The sequence below is a fragment of the Tenacibaculum sp. TB-56 genome, assembly GCF_059716275.2.
Genome location: NZ_CM201367.1, coordinates 2,227,672 through 2,248,274 on the forward strand (window position 1 = coordinate 2,227,672; position 20,603 = coordinate 2,248,274).

Genomic DNA, 20,603 nt, shown 5'->3' on the forward strand with positions numbered 1-20,603 from the left:
AGTAGGTCATTTCGAGCGAAGTCGAGAAATCTGATTCTCTTAATTCGTAAAATGACAATATTTAGTACTTTTGAGACTGTCTTTTTTTTGATTAAAATGGAAAACAATAACGATACATCAATAAATCTTAACAAGTACATTAGTAGTACAGGAATTTGTTCACGTCGTGAAGCAGAACGCTTTATTACTGAAGGTAGAGTAACGATAAACGGTAAACCTACTCAGTTAGGAAATAGAGTGCATGAAGGAGATGTGGTAAAAATTGATGGAAAACCATTAAAAGCAAAACCTAAAACCATATATATAGCTCTAAATAAGCCTGTAGGAATAGTTTGTACTACCGATAGCAAAGAGCGTAAAAATATCGTGAAATTTGTTGGGCATCCACAAAGATTATTTCCTATTGGACGTTTAGATAAACCTTCGGAAGGATTAATTTTTTTAACCAATGATGGTGATATCGTAAATAAGATTTTACGCGCAGGTAACAATCATGAAAAGGAATATATAGTTTCGGTAGATAAAACTTTTGATGAACGTTTTATGAAACGAATGAGTAACGGAATCCCAATTTTAGGAACAGTTACCAAAAAATGTAAAGTAGAGCGTATTAACAATACTACCTTTAAAATTGTTTTAGTACAAGGTTTAAATCGTCAAATTCGACGTATGTGTGAATACTTAGGGTACGAAGTAACAAAATTAAAACGCACACGTATTATGAATGTAACGTTAGGAAACCTAAAAGTAGGAGAATGGCGTGAGTTAACATCTAAAGAGATGGACGAGATTAACAAACTTGTATCAGCTTCCTCTAAAACACACAAAACATCAGAAAAAGAGAGTACTTCAACAGAAACGAAAGCCAAAATTTTTTCTAAAAAGAATACAACTTCTAATAAAAAAGGAGAATTTAAAAACAAGTTTGGAAGAAGGAGAAAGTAGTTTATTCTTAGTAGTCTGTAGTGAGTGGTGAGTAGTGAGTGGTTGTTTTTTTAATTGTGAAAAACTTGAAACAATAAACAAGAAACCAAATTTCAACTTTTACACTTTTTAACGAATACACTTTTTAACATTCAACTTACATGTGTATCTTTGCCACTTATGCAATTTGATTTAAAAATAACCGATCCTAAAAGTAAAGCACGAGCAGGTGTTATTACTACCGATCACGGAACCATAGAAACTCCAATATTTATGCCTGTAGGTACTGTAGCTACGGTAAAAGGAGTACATCAATCAGAATTAAAAGACGAGATAAATCCTGATATTATTTTAGGAAACACCTATCACCTATACTTACGTCCGAAGACTTCTATTTTAGAACAAGCAGGAGGTTTGCATAAGTTTATGAACTGGGATCGTAATATTTTAACTGATAGTGGAGGATACCAAGTATACTCGTTATCAGGAAGAAGAAAAATTAACGAAGAAGGAGTAAAGTTTAAAAGTCATATAGATGGATCAACTCATTTTTTTACTCCTGAAAATGTAATGGATACACAGCGTACCATAGGAGCAGATATAATTATGGCTTTTGATGAGTGTACACCATACCCATGTGATTATAACTACGCAAAACAATCGATGCACATGACACATCGTTGGTTAGATCGTTGTATAAAACACTTTAATAACACACCTCCAAAATACGGATACAATCAAACGTTATTTCCAATTGTACAAGGAAGTACCTACAAAGATTTACGTAAACAATCAGCAGAGTATATCGCAAATTCAGACGCTGAAGGAAATGCAATTGGAGGATTGTCAGTTGGAGAACCTGCAGAAGAAATGTACGCGATGACAGAGGTGGTAACAGCAATTTTACCAGAAGACAAGCCTCGTTATTTGATGGGAGTAGGTACACCAATCAACATTTTAGAAAATATTGCTTTAGGAGTAGATATGTTCGACTGTGTAATGCCAACACGTAATGCTCGTAACGGAATGTTATTTACGGCACATGGTAGCATTAACATTAAAAATAAGAAGTGGGAAAATGATTTTTCTCCTATTGATGAAATGGGAATTACTTGGGTAGATACTATGTACTCAAAAGCCTATTTACGTCACTTGTTTGCTTCCGGAGAAATGTTAGGAAAACAAATCGCTTCTATCCATAATTTAGGATTTTACTTGTGGTTGGTGCGTGAAGCACGTAAACATATCATAGCAGGAGATTTTGCTACATGGAAAGACAAAATGGTAAAACAAATGGATAAACGTTTGTAACTTGAAAAAACTAGATTGGTACATACTAAAGCGTTATCTGGTAACTTTTTTGTTTACCTTATTAATTCTAATACCTATTGCAGTAGCGATTGATATTGCTGAAAAGATAGATAAGTTTTTACGTCATGAAAACTTAACTTTTTTTGAGGTAGCAAACGATTATTACAAGAATTTTATCATTTATTACGCTAATACTTTCATGCCATTAGCGCTGTTTATCGCAGTAATTTTGTTTACGTCAAAATTGGCAAGTAATACCGAAATTATAGCCATAAATAGTTCTCAAGTATCATTTACTCGTTTTTTATATCCATATTTTATAGGAGCTACTATTGTTTGTTTAATAGCGCTTTCAATGAATCACTTTTTTGTGCCTACGAGTAGTAAAACAAGAAAAGCATTTGAAAAAGAGTACCTAAAAAAGCAAAAATATTCAGATACTTCAATACAAGAGTTTAGTTTACAATTGAATGATAGTACTTATGTATATCTTCAGCGATATGATCTAAAACGAAATTCAGGATATAACTTTTCAGTAGATTTATATGATGGTATCAAGCTAAAAAGTAAGTTGATGGCAGATAACATTAACTGGAATGAAAAGGACAGCACGTTTAAATTAAGCACATGGAAACTTCGAAAAATATATAAAGGTAGAGATAGTATTTTTTCAGGAAGAAGCTTGGACACAGCATTCACTTTTACTCCCACAGATTTCAACTACAAAAATATAATGGCACAAGAAATGAATTCACCAGAATTAATGAAATTCATAGACTTGTCTAGAAAAAGAGGAATCAAAAACTTAAATGCTTATTTAGTAGAACTGTATAAACGTACCAGTTTACCTATTGCTAGTTATATTTTAACCATGATTGCTGTAGCTTTAGCTCACAAAAAAACTCGCGGAGGTATTGGAGCTAATTTAGCGATAGGAATAGCAGTAATGTTTATTTACGTGTTCTTTTTAAAAGTAGCAGAAGTATTAGGAGCAGTAGCAGGCGCTAATGCTTTGTTAAATGTTTGGATGCCAAATATTGTTTTTGGTATATACGCTATTTACTTATACATAAATGCAAGGAGATAAATTACGAAACTACCTACACCTACATGTAATCGTTTTTATTTGGGGTTTTACAGCAATACTAGGAGCATTAATATCAATTGATGCTGTTCCGCTTGTTTGGTATCGAATGTTTTTAGCAGTTATTTTTATAGCTGTATATTTTCTAATCAGAAAAAAAACATTTAAAATAGAGAAGAAAGCTTTAGTAAAGTTCGCTATCTCAGGAATAATTATAGCAGTACACTGGATAACTTTTTTCAAGGCGATAAAAGTGTCGAATGTATCAGTAGCATTAGTTACGATGAGTACAGGAGCTTTTTTTGCTTCATTAATAGAACCTTTCTTTTTTAAGAGAAGAGTAAAGCTTATTGAAATTGTTTTAGGCTTACTTGTAATTGCAGGTTTGTACATCATATTCAATTTTGAAAGTCAATATACTTTAGGAATTGTTTATGCTTTGATATCGGCTTTTTTATCAGCATTATTTTCGGTATTAAACGGATTATTTATTCAAAAACATGATGCAAATACAATTTCTTTTTATCAGTTGTTATTTGGCGTTTTAGGAGTAACCTTATACATGTTATTTACACAACAATTTTCAATAGAGTTTTTCCAAATTAAAACAACCGATTGGATATATTTATTTGTGTTAAGTAGTATTTGTACAGCGTATGCTTTTATAGCTTCTGTTAAAGTGATGAAGTATTTAACTCCTTATACAGTAATGCTTACCATCAATTTAGAACCTATATATGCTATTATTTTGGCACTCATAATTTTTGGAGAAAAAGAACAAATGAATCCAGAGTTTTACTATGGAGCTTTTATTGTTTTGTTTGTAGTGTTGCTTAACGGAGTTTTAAAAAATGCCTCTTCCATAAAAAAGAAAATGATTAAAAAATAGTATTTTAAGAAAAACGATCAAGGTAAACTGTACAATTTTTTAGTATGTTTGCCTTTACAAACGACTAACTAGAAAATTAGAAAATCAAATTATATACAATAATGGAATATTTAGATTTTGAAATGCCAATTAAAGAACTACAAGATCAGTTGGCAAAATGTCAGATTATTGGAGAAGAAAGTGAAGTAGATGTAACGGAAACATGTAAAAAAATCGAAGAAAAATTAGAAAAAGCAAAGAAAGACATATATAAAAATTTAACTGCATGGCAACGTGTACAGTTATCTCGTCACCCAAATCGTCCGTATACATTAGATTATATCAAGGCGCTTTGTGGAGATACTTTTATGGAGTTGCATGGTGATCGTAGTGTAAAAGACGATAAGGCCATGATAGGTGGTTTAGGTAAAATAGGAGATCAGTCTTTTATGTTTATCGGTCAACAGAAAGGGTATAACACAAAAACGCGTCAATACCGTAACTTTGGTATGGCAAATCCAGAAGGATACCGTAAAGCATTACGTTTAATGCGTATGGCTGAAAAATTCGGAATCCCAGTTGTTACTTTTGTAGATACTCCAGGAGCTTACCCAGGATTAGAAGCAGAAGAACGTGGACAAGGAGAAGCAATTGCTCGTAATATTTTTGAAATGACTCATTTAAAAACTCCAATTATCACTATAATTATTGGTGAAGGAGCTTCTGGTGGAGCTTTAGGAATTGGAGTAGGAGACAGAGTATATATGTTAGAAAATTCATGGTATTCAGTTATTTCTCCTGAAAACTGTTCAACAATTTTATGGAGAAGCTGGGAGCAAAAAGAAAAAGCTGCTGAGGCATTAAAGTTAACAGCTAAAGATGGAATGAAATTGAATATCGTTGATGATATCATTAAAGAACCATTAGGAGGTGCTCATTCTGATAGATCTGCAACTTTTGAAGCCGTTAAAGAACAAATTTTAAAAGCTTACAAAGAGCTAAATGAGTTAACTGAAGCTAATTTAGTTGCTCAACGTATGGAAAAATATGCAAATATGGGAGTATTTAAAGAGTAGTCTTTAATATATTCTTACTACAAATTAAAACTCGCCAATCGGCGAGTTTTTTTTATTCAATAGTTTTCAAGTACCTTCGTAGTATCTCATTAAAAAGAGAAAGATAAACTTCATGAGTAAAGAAGAATTAGCTATAAAAACCACTTATTTTAGTATTTTAAGTAATACTAGCTTAGCAATTATTAAAGGATTGGCAGGTATTTTTGGAAATTCATATGCTTTAATAGCAGATGCAATTGAATCTACCACTGATATTTTTTCTTCTCTTTTAGTATTATTAGGGTTGAAATATGCCAAAAGACCCGCAGATAAAAACCATCCCTACGGACACGGAAAAATAGAACCTTTAATCACTTTTGTGGTAGTGGCCTTTTTAGTAACTTCTGCAACGATTATAGCCTATGAAAGTATACAGAACATACAAACACCTCATAAAACACCTAAAGCATGGACATTACTTGTTTTAGGAGCAATTATCGTATGGAAAGAAATATCTTTTCAAGTGGTTATTAGAAAAAGTAAAGAAACCAATAGCTCTTCTCTAAAAGCAGATGCGTGGCACCATAGAAGTGATGCGATTACTTCTATCATGGCATTCATAGGAATTTCGATAGCACTTATTTTTAAAGAAGGTTATGAAACAGCAGATGATTGGGCAGCTTTATTAGCCTCTTTCTTTATTTTATACAATAGTTACCTGATTTTTAGGCCAGCTTTGGGTGAAATAATGGATGAACATGTGTATGACGATTTAATAGAAGAAATAAGAGAAAAATCGTTGGAAGTAGCAGGTGTTTTAGGAACCGAAAAGTGCTTTGTACGTAAAGCAGGAATGAAATATCATGTAGATTTACACGCCATTGTAGATAGTACTATTACAGTAAAAGAAGGACATGATATTGCACATAAATTAAAAGACTATTTAAGAAAACAACTTCCAGATTTAGGTCATGTTTTAATTCATATAGAACCTAATGATTATTAAACTGAATAAGAATTAAAAGGGTAAGTTTAAATTTTAAGATTGATTAAAATGTTTTTTTCTAGCCTAGAAAAGAAAATACAAATTACTACTTGACCCTTGTAAAATAAAAAAGCTTTAAACATTATGTGTTTAAAGCTTTTTTATTATTTCTATTAGATATATTTCTTATTCGTGTAACTTAAAGTTAATAGGAATATAATATTCTACGTTAGCAGACTTTCCGTTATGTTTAGCTGGAACAAAAGTAGGAAGATTAGCTACCATTTTCTTAGCTTCTTGCTCTAATAACTGTCCGTTTTCAGGTCCTTTCATTTTAATGTTAGATACATCTCCGTTTTTATCGATAATAAAACGAACCCAAACTCTACCTTCAATATTTTGTTCAGCAGCTGCAGCAGGATAGTTAAAGTTTCTTTGAATATGACTAATCATTCTTTCATTAAAACAGTTTAACTTCTGCATGTCGGCAACTTTTGTACATGCTTTAAACTGAGGAATACTATGCACTTCAGCAAACTTTACAAAATCTGTAATTTCTTTTTCTTTAACAACTTTAGAAGTGTTGGCTACTGAAGTTCTGTTTACTTTAGAAGTATTAGTATTTGAAGCACCAGGAGCTTTAAAAGTAATAGGAACACCGTATTTTACTTTTACATTCTTTCCGTTGTGTTTACCAGGGATAAACTTAGGAAGGTTGTTAATAATTCTACTAGCTTCTTTCTCTAAAGATTCTCCTCCTTCAGGGCCACGCATTAATATGCTTTCTACATCTCCTTGCTCATTAATTGTAAACTGAACCAAAACTCTTCCTTGTACTCCTGCTTCTAAAGCTTCTTGAGGATAGTTAAAGTTTTTGATAATGTGTTTAGTCATGTTAGATTCAAAACACTTAGCTTGTTTAATTAATGGTACGTTGTTACACTTTTCAAATAAAGGAATTTCTTCAACTAAGTTAAAAGGTATTTTTTCAATAGTAGAAGAATTATCTTCAAGTTCTAATTTACCAACTAGTAAAGTATTCTTTTTAATATCAGCTACTTTTTGAGAAGAATTAATTCCTCCGATAGCAGATACTGCTTCTTTGTTTTTACGAACAACACGCCTTCTTGTTGATACTTCAATAGATAATTGTTTTCCTACGCCATTTTCAGCGTCTTCAACTGCACATTTGGTTATACTGTTTGGATCAGCTACCGTTTCGTCAGGAGTGGTACATACTTCTTGACCTACAGCTGCTAAAGAAAGTAACATAGCAGCCACTACTGAGGGGAGTTTTTTCATCATTGTGCTCTATTTTTAGGGTTTGGTAGGTTAATTTAATGTTAACTAACGCGGTAAAATTAACAAAAAAAAATAGTAAAAGCAAAATTATTTTGCTTTTACTGTAAAAGAATGATGATTTTAACTCTAAAAAAAAGAAGGTTTACCTTTTAGGAGTTTTAAAAATTATAGGTAGTGCATATTTTACATTTACCGTTTTTCCTTTGTGGGTTCCAGGAATAAATTTTGGTAAAGAAGAGATCAATCTGTGTGCTTCTTCTTCTAATATTTCACTGTTTTCTGGCCCTTTTTCTTTTATGTCAAAAACGTTACCTTCTTTATCAATTGTAAATTGAACAAGTACTTTTCCTTTAATTTTTTTTGAAATAGCTTCTTTAGGATAATCAAAATTTCGTACAATATGTTCAATCATTTCTTTTTCAAAGCATTTTGATTGTTGTAAAATAGGTTTTCTTCTACAATCTTTAAACAAAGGAATTTGCTCTACAAGGTGAAAAGGAACTTTTTCAAAAGTGGTTAAAATGTCTTCTTCTAAATTTAACTTTTCAACAAGTAACTTTTTGTTTTCAAGTTGATTAATTTCGTTAGGGTTTGTAGAAATGGTGTTAACCTTTCTTAGTTTTCTATGCCTTTTACGTCTAGTTGAAATTTTTTTAATCTCTTCTGATTCTAAAGCTTCTTTTACATCATCTATAGAACATTTAGTAATAGTAATGGCGTTTATATCTTGAATTTCATCTTTTGGTGTTTCACATTTTTCTTGTGAGTAAGAAAGAGAAATAAAGAAAAATAAGCAGGTAGCAAAAATAGGCTTCATAGTATATTTTATAAGGGTTTTTTGGGGCGGCAAAAATAAAAAAATAAAGAAATAAAGCGAGCTGCTTGTGTGTTAATTTAGTATTAGGTTTATAGGAAAAGAGTAGGTTACATCTACCGGGATTCCTTGTTCTTTACCTGCTGAAAATTGAGGTAGTTTATTAATGATTCGATTAACTTCATTTTCAATAACTTTGCTTGGTTTAGAGCTAGCTACTTGAATATTTTTAGGGTTTCCGTAAACATCAATTGTAAATTGAATTAAAATTCTACCGCGAATACCTTCTTGTGAAAAAACTTCTGGATAATAATTTTTTGAAAAATGCTTTTGTATATTATCCTTAAAGCATTTTTTAGCTTCTTGTCCTGCGCTAATTTCACAGTTAGGAAATAATGGAACTTCTTCTACAACTGAAAATAACACCTCTTTTGTTTGAGGTGTTAATGTATTTTTTAAGGTTAGGTCATTATCGGTTGTAATGATAGTTACATTAGAATTAGCATTAAGATTTGATTGGTTTTCTTGAACTTGTTTTCTTACTTTTTTAATTCTGTTTCTAGCAGTAAATGTTTTAGTTTCCTTTTGAGGTAACTTCTTAGTTTCATCGATAATGTCGCATTTGTCAATGCTAATTATATTCAAATCAATTGCATTGTCTTCTGGGGTAGTACAAACTTCTTGAGAAAAAATTGTTAAAGAAGCAGTAAAAAAAGCTATTAAAAGTAATGTTGTTTTCATAATTGATTAAGGAGTAGTTTTAGTACTGTAAAAGTCATTTTTTTTCACGGCTTTCTCCTTAAGGAATAATGATAAATACATTAAATAAAGTTCTTTTTAATGTTACGAATGTTAATTAAATATAAACACTTTTTGAAATAAAAAAGCCCCTTCAAAAGAAAGAAGAGGCTTAAAGTTTTGTTTAATAGACGTTTATTTTACGTTCATTAATTCAACATCAAAAATTAAGGTTGCATCAGGAGGAATAACACCACCAGCACCTTGTGAACCATATGCTAAGTCAGATGGAATTACCAAACGAGCTTTGTCACCTACTTTTAATAACTGAATTCCTTCATCCCAACCAGCAATTACTTGACCAACGCCGATAGCAAAATCGATAGGTTGCTTACGTTTGTATGAAGAATCAAATACTGTACCGTCTAATAATTGACCTTTATAGTGTACAGAAACCATAGCTCCTTTAGTAGCTTGTTTCCCGTCCCCGTTTTGTAAGATTTTATAACGTAATCCGCTTGGAGTTTCATCGTATCCAGCAGCTACTTGATCTAATAATTCTTTTTGACGTGCTTTCGCTTCTGCTTCACGTTTTTCACGAGCTCCTTCAAAAGTTCTAAAAGCTTCAACAGCATTCCATTTTTCAGCAGCATCACCAACACGGATAATTTCTACATCCATAGTATCTTCTTGCTCAACAGCATCAACAACGTCTTGTCCTTCAACAACACTACCAAAAACAGTGTGTTTACCGTCTAACCAAGGAGTAGCAACGTGTGTAATAAAGAATTGAGAACCGTTTGTTCCAGGTCCTGCGTTTGCCATTGATAATTTCCCTGGAGCATCGTGCTTTAATTCAGGGTGAATTTCGTCATCAAATTTATAACCAGGGTTTCCTGTTCCTGTTCCTTGAGGACATCCTCCTTGAATCATAAAATCAGCAATTACACGGTGAAATTTCAATCCGTTATAATAAGGAGTTCCTTGTGGTTTTGCTGAGTTTTCTAAGTTTCCTTCTGCTAAAGCAACAAAGTTACCTACAGTTCCAGGGGTTTTTTCGTATTCTAAGTTTACTAAAATATCACCTTTTGGAGTGGTGAACTTTGCATAAATTCCGTTATCCATTTTTCTCTTATTTATATATGAAACTTCTTTTTCCGAAGAAAAAGCAAAGTTAGTTCTTTACAGACAAAGTTGAAAGGTTAAAGCTTAAACCTATGTTAATATTGTTTGAGTTTACATTGCCGAAAGGAGAATAATACCTACCTCCAGAAGCAATTATAGAAACTTGATTTGTTACATCGTAACTTAATCCAAGAGTAGGGCGCGTAATGATTCCTTCGTCAGTATCTATACCAGCACCTCCGCCAGCACCTGCCATGACTTCTAAAAATCCACGCATTTTATCATTAAAAAAACGAGGACTGTAAATACCTCCACCTACTAATCCGTGAGCATAACCACCCGAACGACCATCATAAGCAAAACCTGCTTCACCGGCAATGTATAGCCATTTATTTACATCGTAGTTTATCTTTAAACCGATTAATTGTAAATCTATAGCGTATCTATTATCAGGTGGATCGAATTTAGCTACATCAAAGTAAGTTTGATTTTGTACTTCAAAACGTAAACCTTGTGTATGGTAAATGTTATTTTCTTCGGAAGAAGTTCCACCGTTCAATCCGAAATATTTCAGACCGAAACCGTAGGTGTAGGCTTCTAAATCACCAGCTATTGCACGATAATATCCACCATGACCACTAATAGCAATGTTTTTAAATAGTTTTAAATCGATTCCTGCGGAAGGGTAAATCATCAACCCACCTTCAGGAGCCACACGACCACCAGCTGCACCAACTCCTAATTTTCCGAAGATATTAATGTATTTTGATTGGTATGGGTGATACCCAGCACCGATGAATAAATCCATAAAACCAGCACGTAAGCCTTTGTAAATAGCATCGGTATGTGCAAATAAGAAGGAGTTTTCGTTCAAATATTTTTGATATTCAAAACCGATGACATATAATGTTTCATTAAGATCATCACCGTTATCTTTTTTTGAATTCCCGATAGGTTTAAAGAAATCAAAACGTACTTGTTGTGCATTTTTTACCGCAGGTTTACTCCAGAAATTATCAGAAGAAAGATTGTCTGTTACAAATTTTTGATGCGCTTTATCATAATCGGTAAAACGTAAAATACTAGGTATTTCTACAAAGAAAGAAACCGAATTACTCTTAATTTCTCCAGAATAAAAATTAACGTGACTGTATTGTATTCCGAAGGAGTAATCGTTCTTTTTATATTGCAATCCAATATTCGGATTGATAAATCCGCCATCATTTACCAAGTAACGATATCCGCCACCGCCACCAAAATGGAAGTTAGCATCTACGTATAAATTTTTATATAACTGCTTGTTGATTCCTAGTTCTGCACCTAAGGTAAACAAACCTCCTTGATCACCTGTTACTGCAAAATGAAATGCAGCACCACCATATAACCAATCGTTGAAAGGAATTTGATAATGCAAACCAGTTAATCCCATCGTTGGTTTTAAGTCAGGAAACTTATCCGTAGGCATTTCAACAGGAATAAAATTCAAACGAACTTTATTGTGTAACTCTTTTCCTTGTAAACTCGATAAATTCTCTTGACCGTATGTGAGAAAAGAGAATAGAGACAGGAGAAAGAGAGAAGAGACGTTGTATAAAATCTCTTTCTCGCTTCTTGTTTCTTGTTTCTCGTGTCTTTGATGTGTTTATGCAAACTCACTAGTGAAATGTAATTTTACAGATGGATATTTACTCTGAGTCATTTGAATAGTAAAAGGCGAATCGGCTAAAAATACTAACTGCCCTTGTTTATCTTTTGCTAAATAACGTTGCTTTACACGTTTAAACTCTTTGAATTCTTCATTTTTTGGATCTTCTGGTTGAACCCAACAAGCTTTATGTACAGCAATATTTTCATACGAACATTTTGCACCATATTCATGCTCTAAACGATATTGAATTACTTCGTACTGTAAAGCACCCACAGTTCCTACAATCTTACGTCCGTTCATTTCCATGGTAAATAACTGCGCAACTCCTTCATCCATTAACTGATCTAAACCTTTGTATAATTGTTTAGCTTTCATTGGATCGGCATTGTTTACATAGCGAAAATGCTCTGGAGAGAAACTAGGAATTCCTTTAAAGTTTAATTGCTCTCCTTCAGTTAATGTATCTCCAATTTTGAAGTTCCCTGTGTCGTGTAAACCAACAATGTCTCCTGGGAAAGATTCTTCAACAATTTCTTTCTTTTCAGCAAAAAAGGCATTCGGACTTGAGAATTTTACCTTTTTACCATTACGAACGTGTAGGTAAGGAGTGTTTCTTTTAAAAGTTCCTGACACAATCTTTACAAACGCTAAACGGTCTCGGTGTTTCGGATCCATGTTAGCGTGGATTTTAAATACAAATCCTGTTAGTTTTTCTTCTTTAGAATCAACCAAACGCTCTTCCGCTTGTTTTGGCTGTGGGTTTGGAGCAATATCAATAAAACAATCTAATAATTCTTTTACACCAAAATTATTTAAAGCAGAACCGAAAAACACAGGTTGGAGCGAACCGCTCAGGTAATCATTTTGATTAAAATCAGGGTACACTTCATTTACTAACTCTAGTTCTTCACGAAGTGTGTTTGCGGCTTTTTCTCCAACAATTTTATCTAGTTCAGGATTGTCGATGTCGTCAAATTCAACACCTTCAGAAATGGTTTGTTTATTGTCTCCAGAAAAGATGTTTAATTTCTTTCCCCAAATATTGTAGATTCCTTTAAAATCGTATCCCATTCCAATAGGGAAACTCAACGGAGTAACTTTTAATCCTAATTTTTGCTCAACTTCATCTAATAAATCAAAAGCATCTTTCCCTTCACGGTCTAATTTATTAATGAAAACGATCATCGGGATTTTTCGCATACGACAAACTTCTACTAACTTTTCGGTTTGTTCCTCAACCCCTTTTGCAACATCAATCACCACAATAACACTATCAACCGCAGTTAAAGTTCTAAAAGTATCTTCAGCGAAATCCTTGTGACCTGGGGTGTCAAGAATATTGATTTTTTTGTCTTTATAAATGAAAGCTAATACAGAGGTAGCAACCGAGATACCACGTTGGCGCTCAATTTCCATAAAATCGGAAGTAGCTCCTTTTTTAATTTTATTATTCTTAACAGCACCCGCTTCTTGAATAGCTCCACCAAAAAGTAATAATTTTTCAGTTAAGGTAGTTTTACCAGCATCAGGGTGTGATATAATTCCGAATGTACGTCTCTTCTGTATTTCTTCTAAAAAACTCATCTATAAATTTTAAGGTTGCAAAAATAAGATTTTAAAAAAGAAGAATAAAGAAAATGAAGTAAAGAAAAAGACCTTGTAGAGAGGTCTTTAAATTATTTTGTATAGGTTAAATATATGGTTCCTTTGAATTTGGTGTTTGTGACACCTAAGTTAACATCTTCTGGAGTAGAAATATTTTCTTCAAAGTTAGCCTTAAGTTCTAATTTATTTTCATCGAAATAAATAATTTGGGCTGACAATTGTCCCGTAAAAAAATCATTTTCAAAATTAAAAAACAACGTATTATCGCTTAAAGACCATTCGGTTTTAATGTTAGGGTCTGCAGTAACTATTTCTGTTTGAGTACCAGAAGATATTGCTGTTTTCACTTGAAGTTCCATATTAAAAGAACCACTGTCGTATGATTCATTTGGGTTTTGTGAAAAGGTAGTTGTTGCATTGTTAAAGTCTTTAGCCTTGGCTTCAAAGCTACCAGAAATATCTCCGTTACTTACTGTAGACATGGTGAATTTACCATCTTTAGAATAAAAGTCAACTAAATTCCAAGTGCCAACAATATCACTTTCAGTAGCTAAAGGTAAGTTAGAGCTTTCATTGTCGCTACAAGAAGTTAAGAAGAAGCTAAGAATAAAAATAACATAAATAAATTTTCTCATTGTATACAATTTTAGAAGTTATAGCAATAATAACAAAATATTAAGAGTTAATAAAACAATAATGCTAAATTTGCTTTTCGTATATTTTTAAGATGAAAGAACACGTTATTTTAGTTGATAAACAAGATAATCCGATAGGATTAATGGAAAAAATTGAAGCACATGAAAAAGCTTTGTTACACAGAGCATTTTCAGTATTTGTTTTTAATGAAAAGAATGAGTTGATGTTACAACAGCGAGCAGCTGAAAAGTATCATTCTCCTTTGTTATGGACAAATACGTGTTGCTCGCATCAGCGTGATGGGGAGTCGAATATTGAAGCTGGAAAACGTAGATTAAAAGAAGAAATGGGGTTTTCATGTGAATTAGAAGAACTATTTTCTTTCATTTACAAAGCTCCGTTTGATAATGGGTTAACAGAACATGAATTAGACCATGTAATGATTGGTAGATTTAACGACGAACCTATTATAAACCCAGAAGAAGTAGCGTCATATAAGTGGATGCCTTTGGAAGAGGTAAAAAACGACATAGAAAATCATCCAGAGAAATATACTGCTTGGTTCAAAATTATTTTTAAAGAATCGTATAACAAAATAGCTAAGTTTATTTAATATGCCAAAAATTACTGTACATAGAAAGGCACATTTTAATGCTGCACATCGCTTGTTCAATCCTAATTGGTCAGATGAAAAAAACTTTGAGGTATTTGGTAAGTGTAGCAACCCTAATTATCATGGCCATAATTATGAGTTAATAGTATCGTTAACTGGTGAAATTGATAAAGAAACAGGTTATGTGTACGATTTAGGAAAGCTTAAAGATTTGATAAAACTAAAAGTAGAAGACGTTTTAGATCATAAAAACTTAAATGTAGAAGTTGAGGAATTTAAAAATATTAATCCTACAGCAGAAAATATATCAGTAGTAATATATAATAAGTTACGTGTAAGTATTCCAGAACATTTAGATTTAGAAGTTACATTATACGAAACACCTAGAAATTATGTAACTTATAGAGGCGCTTAATTTATGATAGACCAATTACTGCGATTTACCCCAATTTTAAAACAAAAAATATGGGGAGGAAAAAAACTGAACCAGCTGCTTCATAAAGATACTACAGGTGATAATATAGGTGAAAGTTGGGAGATTTCTGATGTTGACGGAGATGAATCTGTCATAAGCAACGGTAGTTTAAAGGGTAAAACTCTAAGAGAAGTCTTAAAAGCATATAAGCACGACTTAGTCGGAAATTATGTTTACAAAACTTTTGGAGATGAGTTTCCTTTGTTAATAAAGTTTATTGATGCTAAAGAGGTGCTGAGTATTCAGGTACACCCTGATGATGATTTAGCAGGAATTCAAGATTCTTTTGGAAAAACCGAAATGTGGTATGTTGTTCAAGCAGATGAAGATGCGAATATTATTATCGGATTTAAAAATGACGCAACTAAACAAGAGTATTTACATCATTTAGAAAACAAATCGTTGCTTGATATTTTAAATGTAGATGAAGTAAGCAAAGGCGATGTGTATTTTGTTCCACCTGGAAGAGTACATGCTATCGGAGCAGGTTTGTTAATTGCAGAAATACAGCAAACTTCAGACATTACCTATCGTATTTATGATTGGGATAGAAAAGACATTGATGGTAATTACAGAGAACTACATACTGAAAAAGCATTGAAAACGATTGATTTTACTGCTAAAGATTCTTATAAAACACCTTATTTAAAAGAAAGTAATGTGTCGAATCAAGTAGTTACATGTCCGTATTTCACTACAAACATTCTTCCTATAAAAGGAAAGAAAGAAGTTTGTTTTTCTGAAAAAGATAGCTTTATAATTTATATGTGTGTAGAAGGAGAAGTTGTTTTTAATTATAAAAATCAACAAGAAATAGTAAGAAAGGGAGAAACTATTTTGGTGCCAGCATGCATTGATAAAGTAGAAATTGTATCAGAAAACTCTTCGGAGTTACTAGAAACGTTTATTCAATAAAAAATAAGCTTAAGGTAGCATTACCCTAAGCTTAGAACAAACCAGACTAACTTAATAATGGATTGATTTTAGAATCATCCAAATCATCAAGAAGCTTCTTTCACAGTATAGCTAAATACAGCTTTACAGATAATATCTTGTTTCTTTTCTTCTTTTTTTGATACTGTTATGTTTAAAACAACTTCAGTAGTACTCAATTTTTTTACATTGTTTTTAATGATAAGTTTATCATTTAAATAAGCATTTTCTAGAAGATCAAAATCAATGCTTTTAAAACTCAAATTAGATGAGTTTTTGTGTAAACTAAGTGAAGATTGAAGATTAGACTCAATCTTGTCAAATAAGATAGATGTCTTTAATACTTTGTTTTTGCTAACTTGTTTTTTGCTAACAATAAACTGATTTTTTATGTCTTGTGTAGTGTTTAATGATTTCATGATAATTATGGGTTAAGTATTAGTAATTCAGGATCTCTGTAAAACGGATTTTGTACTGAGTACATTACGGTTGAGGCTACGTGTTTTCTAATTGAATTTCGGTACTTAAAAGTGTTCATAATGATTAAAATTTAAAATATTAATAAATAAAAAAAGGTGCTTTTTGTAAAAAGCACCTTTGTAAGTTTATAGTAAAAATTGATTATTTAAAATCGATGTTTAAGTCTATTGTTTTGGGTGCTTTTGGTTACATATACGAATTGTTTACGCATGTGGGCTGTACACGAAATCGAATTGATCGTGTTAAAAATAAACGTATATGTGCGTAAAAGCGCCTTCATAATGAACCAAAAATAGTAAAACTTTTTAAAGATTACACAAAACAGCGAATTAATTACTGTTAAAGTTTTGTAAATCTAGTAATTGTAAACGTTTAGTTAGCGTAGTTTAAATATGTATCTTTGATGTATAATTTTATTATTTATGAATAACATTAAAGTAATATCTTTTGATGCAGACGATACGCTTTGGGTAAACGAAACCTATTTTCGTGATGCCGAAGATGATTTCGCAAAACTGTTGTCAGATTATGAAACTGAAAACAAAATCCATCAAGAATTATTTAAAAAAGAAATAGAAAACCTTAAAATTTACGGGTATGGTGTAAAAGGTTTTATGCTATCAATGGTTGAGTGCGCTTTAGAGATTTCTAACTATAAAATAGCTCCTAGAACTATGGAAGGAATTCTTGAAATAGGAAAAGAGATGCTAGAAAAGCCTATAGAATTACTAGATGGAGTAGAAGAAGTATTAGAAGAATTACACGGGAAGTATAAGTTAATTGTAGCTACCAAAGGTGATTTGTTAGATCAAGAACGCAAGTTGGCTAAATCAGGAATTTTAAAATATTTTCACCATACAGAAGTAATGAGTGAAAAGAAAAAAGCCGATTATAAAAAATTAGTAAAACGATTAGATATTAATCCGTCAGAGTTCTTAATGATAGGAAACTCATTAAAGTCAGATGTATTACCTTTAATAGAAATTGGAGCAACAGCAATCCATGTTCCGTTTCATACAACATGGGCACACGAAGAAGTGAGTGAAGAACAAAAATCAGATGATTACAAAACAGTATCTAGTATTACTGATGTATTAAAGTTTTTATAGATGAATTATTTAGATATAGAAAACTGGAACAGAAAACAGCTTTTTGAACATTTTAGAACTATGGCAGATCCAACTTTTGGATTGGTAGCTGATGTAGAAGTATCAAAAACATATCAATCAGCTAAAGAAAAAGGAGAATCATTTTTTGTTAGATACTTACATGCCTGTATGAAAGCTATAAATTCAGTTGAGAATTTAAAATATAGGATAGAAGATGATAAAATTGTTATTTATGATGTAATCAATGCATCAACAACAGTTGCAAGAGCAGATACAACATTTGCTTTTTCTTATTTTGATTATTCAGAAGATTTCAAAACTTTTAATCAAAATTATATAGAAGAAAAAGAACGAATACAAAACACAACAGATTTATTACCTCCAAGATATTCACCAGGTTGTATACATTCTTCGGCAATTCCTTGGGTTAGTTTTACAGGACATAAAGAACCTTTTTCTGGTAATAAGGATAATAGCGTTCCTCAGTTGGCGTTTGGAAAGATTAAAGAAGAAAATGGTAGAAAGCTACTACCAGTAGCGATTAACGTAAATCATGCTTTAGTAGATGGATATCATGTTGGGCAGTTTTTTGAAAAATTTCAGCAAGAATTAGATAAAATCGATTAATTTTGCACCAAAATTTATAATTATGTCAAGCGTAAAAAATTTAAAGAAAGATATCAACTATACATTAGGAGACATTATCAGTATCTGTCAAATAGCTACAGAGTTAAACCCTGAAGTTAAAAAAGAAGATGCTAATGCTATTGTTGATGAAGTTATCGTAACTTTTGATGAGTTAATAGCAAAAGTAAATGCAAAGAATGTTGAAAATAAAAAAGCTCATTACAAATCAGTAAGTGCTGAATTAGAGACTAGAGCAAACGCTTTAATAGAGAAAGTAAACAACTTATAAGAGGTTATTATAAGTGATGAATTTTGAAAGCGAGACAAGGGTCTCGCTTTTTTTTTGAGAAATTTTAACACCTCTAAAAAATATAATTTCGTAAATTACGTTCAGATATAAAACAACTTTAACCCCAATAAAGATATGGCAAGAGCTATGTATGAGTACACGAAAACTGTACTTCAAAAGGTTAGTTTTAACGCTGATTTATTTTGTAAAGAGCTAGAAAAAGCTTTAGGAAGATTACTTCCTTATGAAATAGATGAACTAACCATTTGGCTAAGACAATTTACAGCGAATAAACCTGATTTATACGTTTGTTTAGCTTTAGTAGATAAAAAGTAAAAAGGGAGGCAATTTTGCCTCCCTTTTTATTTTTTTGCTTCTTTGTTTTCACCTTTAAGCTTTCGTATAAGTTTGCGATGGAATTCGTATTCGGCAACTTCAAGACGAAGTATTTTCTTGTAAGGTAGAATTTTAATAAGTTTAGAATAAAACTCATTTTTTGTTTCGTATTGTTCTTTAGAAACCGCGTTGATTCTTTCGATTATTTGTTTAGATTCACTCTCAGATAAATTATCGATACCGCCATCGGCCATAATTCTTTTTTTAATACTGCGTCGTTCTTCTCTATGCAGTTGCATCATTTCTTTGTCGTACACATTGTATAAAGGCCAAAATTTTTCGGCTTCTTTTTCTGTTAAATCTAACTTTTCAGTAAGGAAAGCTACTTTGAATGCATGAATTTTTTCTGAATCTCCTTTTTTTGTTTGAGCTTGAGTAACCAAGCTACTTAAGAGTAAAAAAAAGAATAATAGTATGTTTTTTTTCATCTTATTCTATATCGTTTAAGGGTGTTGTAGTATCAAGTATGTAATTTTCTAGGCTTTCATCGCTAATAGAAGCGAATAAGTCTTCTTCAATATCAGAAGTATTTATAGCTGCAGCTAGTTCTTCTGTATAGGTTTCTCCATATCCATTTTCATACCAAGACTCGATATCGGTAATGGTAATATCATCAAAAGTTGTTTTTTGAGTATTAAAATAACTAATTCCGATAAAAAGCAAGACTGAAGCTGCCGCTGTCATAGGTATGTATTGTAAAAATCGTTTTTTAAGTGAAATAATTTTTACTTCTTTTGATTCTTCAATAGTTAATTTTGAAAGAATTGAATCGTCTACAGTTTCAAAATAATTACTAGGAGTTGCAAACGTTTTTTCTTTTGGTAAACTATCAATAAAAGCAGAAGCAGTAAGGTTTTCTTCCACTTCTTGAAAATAATTTTCAGGAGTAGAAAAACCAGTATTCTTACCTACTTTTTGGTTTAAAAAATCTATTGTATGTTTTAACTCTTTGTTCATTACTTCTGTAAGACTATGTTTTAGTTAAAAGGTTTAATTATAGTTTTTTATAAATTGTTCAATCTTTTTAACAGCGATGTGATATGAGGCTTTTAAAGCGCCCACAGAGGTTTCTAAAACATCAGAAATTTCTTCATATTTCATCTCTTCAAAATACTTCATATTAAAAACTAACTGTTGCTTTTGAGGTAGCGTAGCAATTGCTTTTTGTAAAATTAGTTGTACCTCGTCACCTGTAAATAATAGGTCACTGTCTAGGCTTGAAACCAGCAGTTGTTGATAGTCATTAATATCAATATTTTTTTCTTTCGCTTTTTTATTGATAAAAGTAATGGCTTCATTGGTTGCAATTCGATACATCCAAGAATATAGTTTACTATCTCTTTTGAAGTTGTCTATATTTTTAAAAATCTTAATAAAGGTGTTTTGTAATACATCATCGGCATCATCGTGAGAAATTACAATCTTTCGGATATGCCAATACAATCGCTCTTTATATTGCGATAGTAAGTGCCTAAAAGCAGCCTCTTTTGTTTTAGACTGCTGTAATTGATCTATAAGAGTAATTTCGTCAATCAACTAAGATAGTTTAGCTGTTAGACTTTAAAGATAGTAAAAGGTTTAAAAAG

The 20,603-nt window shown here is 31.7% G+C and carries 24 protein-coding genes; 13 read left to right on the forward strand and 11 right to left on the reverse strand.

From position 1 onward, the window contains the following. Nucleotides 1-96: 96 nt before the first annotated feature. From rluF to AC3VI6_RS10770, 6 genes are all read left to right on the forward strand, one after another. Nucleotides 97-945, forward strand: coding sequence for a 23S rRNA pseudouridine(2604) synthase RluF (gene rluF, locus AC3VI6_RS10745; RefSeq protein ID WP_497706165.1), 849 nt, complete (start codon nucleotides 97-99; stop codon nucleotides 943-945). A gap of 159 nt (nucleotides 946-1,104) precedes the next feature. Further along, a complete protein-coding gene (tgt, locus tag AC3VI6_RS10750; RefSeq protein ID WP_497706166.1) occupies nucleotides 1,105-2,235 on the forward strand; it encodes a tRNA guanosine(34) transglycosylase Tgt in 1,131 nt (376 codons plus the stop codon). A 1-nt stretch (nucleotide 2,236) separates the two neighbouring features. Beyond that, nucleotides 2,237-3,322 carry an LptF/LptG family permease gene (locus tag AC3VI6_RS10755; protein ID WP_497706167.1) on the forward strand — a complete coding sequence of 362 codons (1,086 nt, stop codon included), beginning with the start codon at nucleotides 2,237-2,239 and terminating at the stop codon, nucleotides 3,320-3,322. Then, nucleotides 3,309-4,208, forward strand: a complete 900-nt coding sequence (locus AC3VI6_RS10760) for a DMT family transporter (RefSeq protein ID WP_274633454.1) — start codon at nucleotides 3,309-3,311, stop codon at nucleotides 4,206-4,208. The genes AC3VI6_RS10755 and AC3VI6_RS10760 overlap by 14 nt, the downstream gene beginning before the upstream one ends. A 101-nt stretch (nucleotides 4,209-4,309) precedes the next feature. Further along, the gene (locus AC3VI6_RS10765; RefSeq protein WP_274633455.1) at nucleotides 4,310-5,263 is read left to right on the forward strand and encodes an acetyl-CoA carboxylase carboxyltransferase subunit alpha; all 954 of its coding nucleotides are present in this window, start codon (nucleotides 4,310-4,312) and stop codon (nucleotides 5,261-5,263) included. Nucleotides 5,264-5,375: 112 nt separating this feature from the next. Next, nucleotides 5,376-6,248 carry a cation diffusion facilitator family transporter gene (locus tag AC3VI6_RS10770; RefSeq protein ID WP_497706168.1) on the forward strand — a complete coding sequence of 291 codons (873 nt, stop codon included), beginning with the start codon at nucleotides 5,376-5,378 and terminating at the stop codon, nucleotides 6,246-6,248. 165 nt (nucleotides 6,249-6,413) lie between these two features. Here AC3VI6_RS10770 and AC3VI6_RS10775 read toward each other — a convergent pair whose 3' ends face one another. From AC3VI6_RS10775 to AC3VI6_RS10805, 7 genes are all read right to left on the reverse strand, one after another. Further along, nucleotides 6,414-7,532 (reverse strand): energy transducer TonB, encoded by a 1,119-nt coding sequence (locus AC3VI6_RS10775; RefSeq protein WP_497706169.1) that lies wholly within the window; start codon nucleotides 7,530-7,532, stop codon nucleotides 6,414-6,416. Between the two features lie 139 nt (nucleotides 7,533-7,671). After that, nucleotides 7,672-8,346 (reverse strand): energy transducer TonB, encoded by a 675-nt coding sequence (locus AC3VI6_RS10780; RefSeq protein WP_497706170.1) that lies wholly within the window; start codon nucleotides 8,344-8,346, stop codon nucleotides 7,672-7,674. Between the two features lie 72 nt (nucleotides 8,347-8,418). Then, the gene (locus AC3VI6_RS10785; RefSeq protein ID WP_497706171.1) at nucleotides 8,419-9,084 is read right to left on the reverse strand and encodes an energy transducer TonB; all 666 of its coding nucleotides are present in this window, start codon (nucleotides 9,082-9,084) and stop codon (nucleotides 8,419-8,421) included. A 192-nt stretch (nucleotides 9,085-9,276) separates the two neighbouring features. After that, the gene (locus AC3VI6_RS10790) at nucleotides 9,277-10,206 is read right to left on the reverse strand and encodes a peptidylprolyl isomerase (protein WP_497706172.1); all 930 of its coding nucleotides are present in this window, start codon (nucleotides 10,204-10,206) and stop codon (nucleotides 9,277-9,279) included. A gap of 49 nt (nucleotides 10,207-10,255) precedes the next feature. Next, entirely contained in the window at nucleotides 10,256-11,692 is a 1,437-nt protein-coding gene (locus AC3VI6_RS10795) for a hypothetical protein (RefSeq protein ID WP_497706173.1), read from the reverse strand. Between the two features lie 156 nt (nucleotides 11,693-11,848). After that, on the reverse strand, nucleotides 11,849-13,438 hold the full coding sequence (locus AC3VI6_RS10800) for a peptide chain release factor 3 (RefSeq protein WP_497706174.1): 1,590 nt from the start codon (nucleotides 13,436-13,438) through the stop codon (nucleotides 11,849-11,851). A gap of 92 nt (nucleotides 13,439-13,530) precedes the next feature. After that, entirely contained in the window at nucleotides 13,531-14,094 is a 564-nt protein-coding gene (locus AC3VI6_RS10805) for a hypothetical protein (RefSeq protein ID WP_497706175.1), read from the reverse strand. 92 nt (nucleotides 14,095-14,186) lie between these two features. Here AC3VI6_RS10805 and idi point away from each other — a divergent pair, with 92 nt between their 5' ends. Genes idi through AC3VI6_RS10820 form a run of 3 tightly spaced genes read left to right on the forward strand, consistent with a single transcriptional unit; the run spans nucleotide 14,187 to nucleotide 16,098 of the window. After that, a complete protein-coding gene (gene idi, locus AC3VI6_RS10810; RefSeq protein WP_497706176.1) occupies nucleotides 14,187-14,708 on the forward strand; it encodes an isopentenyl-diphosphate Delta-isomerase in 522 nt (173 codons plus the stop codon). A 1-nt stretch (nucleotide 14,709) separates the two neighbouring features. Further along, on the forward strand, nucleotides 14,710-15,123 hold the full coding sequence (locus AC3VI6_RS10815) for a 6-pyruvoyl trahydropterin synthase family protein (protein WP_497706177.1): 414 nt from the start codon (nucleotides 14,710-14,712) through the stop codon (nucleotides 15,121-15,123). A 3-nt stretch (nucleotides 15,124-15,126) separates the two neighbouring features. Beyond that, the gene (locus AC3VI6_RS10820) at nucleotides 15,127-16,098 is read left to right on the forward strand and encodes a type I phosphomannose isomerase catalytic subunit (RefSeq protein ID WP_497706178.1); all 972 of its coding nucleotides are present in this window, start codon (nucleotides 15,127-15,129) and stop codon (nucleotides 16,096-16,098) included. Nucleotides 16,099-16,184: 86 nt separating this feature from the next. Here the strand turns inward: AC3VI6_RS10820 and AC3VI6_RS10825 are convergent, their stop codons facing one another. Continuing rightward, nucleotides 16,185-16,535: a hypothetical protein gene (locus AC3VI6_RS10825; protein ID WP_497706179.1), complete on the reverse strand. Its 351-nt coding sequence runs from the start codon at nucleotides 16,533-16,535 to the stop codon at nucleotides 16,185-16,187. 483 nt (nucleotides 16,536-17,018) lie between these two features. On the opposite strand from AC3VI6_RS10825, the gene AC3VI6_RS10830 reads away from it, so the two are divergent. The 4 genes from AC3VI6_RS10830 (at nucleotide 17,019) to AC3VI6_RS10845 (ending at nucleotide 18,957) form a co-directional block, all read left to right on the forward strand. After that, nucleotides 17,019-17,705 carry an HAD family hydrolase gene (locus AC3VI6_RS10830; RefSeq protein ID WP_497706180.1) on the forward strand — a complete coding sequence of 229 codons (687 nt, stop codon included), beginning with the start codon at nucleotides 17,019-17,021 and terminating at the stop codon, nucleotides 17,703-17,705. Further along, nucleotides 17,706-18,332, forward strand: a complete 627-nt coding sequence (locus tag AC3VI6_RS10835; RefSeq protein ID WP_497706181.1) for a CatA-like O-acetyltransferase — start codon at nucleotides 17,706-17,708, stop codon at nucleotides 18,330-18,332. It abuts the gene before it with no gap. 22 nt (nucleotides 18,333-18,354) lie between these two features. After that, nucleotides 18,355-18,621, forward strand: a complete 267-nt coding sequence (locus AC3VI6_RS10840; RefSeq protein WP_497706182.1) for a hypothetical protein — start codon at nucleotides 18,355-18,357, stop codon at nucleotides 18,619-18,621. Between the two features lie 135 nt (nucleotides 18,622-18,756). After that, nucleotides 18,757-18,957 carry a hypothetical protein gene (locus AC3VI6_RS10845; protein WP_028891033.1) on the forward strand — a complete coding sequence of 67 codons (201 nt, stop codon included), beginning with the start codon at nucleotides 18,757-18,759 and terminating at the stop codon, nucleotides 18,955-18,957. Between the two features lie 26 nt (nucleotides 18,958-18,983). Here AC3VI6_RS10845 and AC3VI6_RS10850 read toward each other — a convergent pair whose 3' ends face one another. Genes AC3VI6_RS10850 through AC3VI6_RS10860 form a run of 3 tightly spaced genes read right to left on the reverse strand, consistent with a single transcriptional unit; the run spans nucleotide 18,984 to nucleotide 20,553 of the window. After that, nucleotides 18,984-19,445, reverse strand: a complete 462-nt coding sequence (locus tag AC3VI6_RS10850; RefSeq protein WP_497706183.1) for a sensor of ECF-type sigma factor — start codon at nucleotides 19,443-19,445, stop codon at nucleotides 18,984-18,986. A gap of 1 nt (nucleotide 19,446) precedes the next feature. Continuing rightward, nucleotides 19,447-19,974: a hypothetical protein gene (locus tag AC3VI6_RS10855; protein ID WP_435254629.1), complete on the reverse strand. Its 528-nt coding sequence runs from the start codon at nucleotides 19,972-19,974 to the stop codon at nucleotides 19,447-19,449. 33 nt (nucleotides 19,975-20,007) lie between these two features. Continuing rightward, on the reverse strand, nucleotides 20,008-20,553 hold the full coding sequence (locus AC3VI6_RS10860) for an RNA polymerase sigma factor (protein WP_497706184.1): 546 nt from the start codon (nucleotides 20,551-20,553) through the stop codon (nucleotides 20,008-20,010). Nucleotides 20,554-20,603 lie beyond the last annotated feature (50 nt).